Source organism: Rhodococcus sp. T7 (assembly GCF_009872365.1).
Lineage (GTDB): Bacteria > Actinomycetota > Actinomycetes > Mycobacteriales > Mycobacteriaceae > Rhodococcus_F.
In genome coordinates this window covers 499,710-503,015 of sequence record NZ_WXYH01000389.1, presented here as the reverse complement: position 1 = coordinate 503,015, position 3,306 = coordinate 499,710, and the positions used below count along the sequence as shown (strand labels likewise).

Here is a 3,306-nt window from a genome sequence, read left to right as displayed (position 1 = left end):
CCCGAATCGGCGTCCCGGGCAATGGCGATGTGGGTCGTCGAGGGCGAGCGCCGCTGGATCCTGACCGCTCAGGGCTCCGCCGGTGACCACCCGCCCCGGACCGAGGAGAAGCTGCGCGACTTCATCTCGAGCATCGGCGTGCCCGAACTGGACAAGGCGCTGTCGCAGGTGACGTTCCCCGAGAAGATCTCGATGTGGCGCGATACCCGCAGCCGGCTTCGCGACTTCGCCGGCCAGCCGGAGCGGCCCGAATGCTTTCTCGCCCTCGGTGACGCCTGGATGGGCTTCAACCCCGTCTACGGGCAGGGAATGACTGCCGCCGCACTGGAGGCCTCGGACCTGCGCACCGAGCTGGCCGCTCACCTGACCGAGCGCACCGATGAGCTGACCGGACTGGCGGGGCGGTACTACGCCAAGGCCGATGCCCTGATCAAGTACTGCTGGACCTCGTCGAACACCCTCGACCACCGCATTCCCGGTGTGGAGTACACGATCGACGGCGTCGCTCAGGAGGTCGATCCGACCTCGTCGGACTTCTCCGACCGGCTCGCCGCCTACATGGCGCTCGACCCGGAGCGCTACGTCCGGTACCGCGAGACCACCCAGCTGCTGCGCTCTCCCGAGTGGCTGGCCGACGCCGAGATCGTCGACGCCGTACGCGAGCGCTGGGAGGAGCTGGGCAAGGCAGTCGTTCCACGCTGAACGGGGGGTTGAGTCGACACCTGAAATCCGAGAACCTCGCCCCATCGGCAGAACCTCACGGAAGGCGACGGGCGTGGACCCAGTGCCTGCGGCTCGGGTGGACGAACCGCAGGCCCCGGTCCCCGCTCCCCGCATCAACGACAGGGAGACCGGGCATGACATCTCGACGAGACGGATTTGGGGTATCGACGCCACCGAACGCACCAATGTCTGCGCGACGTCGGACTGTTTGCGCCCTACTTCATGAGCAACAAGCTCCACATCGCGTCAGACATCGAACCAACGACAGCCGGAACGGCCCCCGGCCCTTGTCCACGGGGAGGACTCACCAACTCGGCCACCGCGTTCGTGTCCGTTTCCTACATGTCAACGGCACCTGAAACTGACCGTTTCCGGCAAATGCCCACACCGCGATTTGGGTGGAGTCCGTTACGTGTCAACCGCAGTTACGGCCGCCCAGTGAGAGGAATACCTGGGCTATGTCGAGGGCCGTGTGGTCGCAATACCAGGATCCGGCGCAGGAATGGGGCGCGAGCTAGCTCTGCGGGCTCGCTCGAGCCGGGGCACAACTTGCGGTACCGAGCTCGTCGATGTCTCACCGTGGTTGCCTTCTGCGGGGACCGCCTGCAACGCCACCACAAGCATTGCTCTCGAGTCCGCCGTGTTCCGGCTAGTAGGACCAGGCGACCTGCTCCCCACCCCCGCGACCTCAATTTCGGTCATGGACGTGACCGAACGGCAGCACATCGAAGTAGTGCGTGGACACTTGATCCAGCAATACCACCACCGCTTCGACGACTACCGAATTCGAAACTCCGTACACCTGCTCGTCGAATGCTCAGCGACCCACGCACTCGATCAATCCATCCCATCACTCCATCCACCACCTACCGAGCACCGGCGTCTGCGCTCGGGACGGGTTTTCCGTGGCCTCCTCGCAATGTCGCGACCGGGTGTTCGAGCCTGGAAGAGCTGGACCATCATCGCGAGCGCCCGCTTTGCAGTGCAAAAGCGTGACAGCCGGTTTCTCGGAAGATACTGCGGGAGCATTTCTATACAGCACTAACCCACAGATATCAGCGGAGTTGTACCCACAGCCCAATAGGAACAACGAATCTGTGGGCTGGTGGTCCATTGGAATGCTGGTGGCAGACCAATAACGTCCAGTGTGACCGGGATTACATTTTAGTAGAGGAGTCCAAGTGGAACAGATTGCCCACTTCACCACCTTGGCCCGACGAATCGCAGAACTGCTGCCCGAACCACCATCACCGGATGATCCCTTCGGTTATCTCGCATGGGAAGAACTCGTGCTCACGGCGGCGGGGCGCCTCGGCCTACAGGCCCGCCTCCACCTTCGCATCCTCTCCTGTCGGCGAGCCGGCACACCGGACTCCCACCGCGTCACTTGGCAGGATCTGATCCGCCTCGCCTCGCTGGTCGAGTTCGGAGCAACACCGGCCGCGGCTCAGCAACTACTCGACGACATCGTGCACCGCATCACTGCATCAGAACCGCTGGGTGTTGCCGTTCGCGCCGACCACGGCTATATGAGATCGGCAGCTGGGCACTCACTCCGTACCCATTGCCACCCACGTGTGACGGATTCGGGCACGGCGACGCGGCCGCACTGTCGCGAAGATCTTCGTTCCGCTCCGGCGGTACGCTCGTGGAGCTAGCTCTAGGGGTGAGTACTCGGAGAATGACAAGACTCGACAACGACGGCGCCTCGTCCGACACCGATCAGCGGTCCGCAGTTCGAACACTCGTGGCCACCGTCTACGCCGCAACGAACGCCCGCAGCGTCGACATCGCAGAAGAAATGATCACGCGCACGATCTCCGAGATCGACGAAGTCACCACCGACCTCCACCTCGTACAACTTCTCACCGCGTGCGCGGAGGCCGCAACGTCACTGAGCCTGGCGATGCTCGAACACGACCGCGACACCGAGCCGATGCCGACCGCAATGTCCGAGTACGCCCGCGTACTCGCTCAACGTGGCCTTCCCATCACCGTTCTCGACCGCGGCTACCGACTGACACACAACACGATTTTGCGCTGGTGCCTGGAACAACTCGAGACACTCGGCACCGATCCGGCCGTCGTCGCGCAGGCTGCGGTGGAGATCATGACGCGACTGTCCACTCAGATCGACGGCCTCTACGAACAGATGCTCGACACCTACGAACTCGAATACGAGACGTGGCTCCGCCACCGCAGTACCGCCCGGTCCGCTCGGATCGGCGACCTCCTCGACGGCCGCCCCGTCGACGTGACGGCCGCCGAGTCCACCCTCGGATATCAACTCGACCAATTCCACCTGGGCCTCATCGCGTGGATCGAACCCGGCGGCACTGCCCACGACCTCCCCGCCTTCGAGCGTGCGGTCACCGCACTCGCCGAGCACCTCGACTGCCACGAACGGCCGTTGTTCGAACCCCGTGACGAACGCACCGTGTGGGCATGGCTCCCGCTCGGCGGTAACGCGCACGCCGACGTGTCGGGATGGACCACGGCGGTCGAGAAGTGGGACCAACCGATCACGGTCGCTCTGGGCGCCCCGCAGCACGGGGTGGCCGGGTTCGTCCGCACCCACCGTCA

General features: G+C 64.2%; 1 protein-coding gene and 1 pseudogene. Both read left to right on the top strand.

Annotated elements, in window-relative coordinates:
- Positions 1-702 (top strand): annotated as a pseudogene (locus MLGJGCBP_RS46375) (hypothetical protein); the annotation flags it as partial.
- 1,702 nt (positions 703-2,404) lie between these two features.
- Positions 2,405-3,306: hypothetical protein (locus MLGJGCBP_RS46370; protein WP_201453371.1), on the top strand; the 902-nt coding region annotated here is incomplete at its 3' end.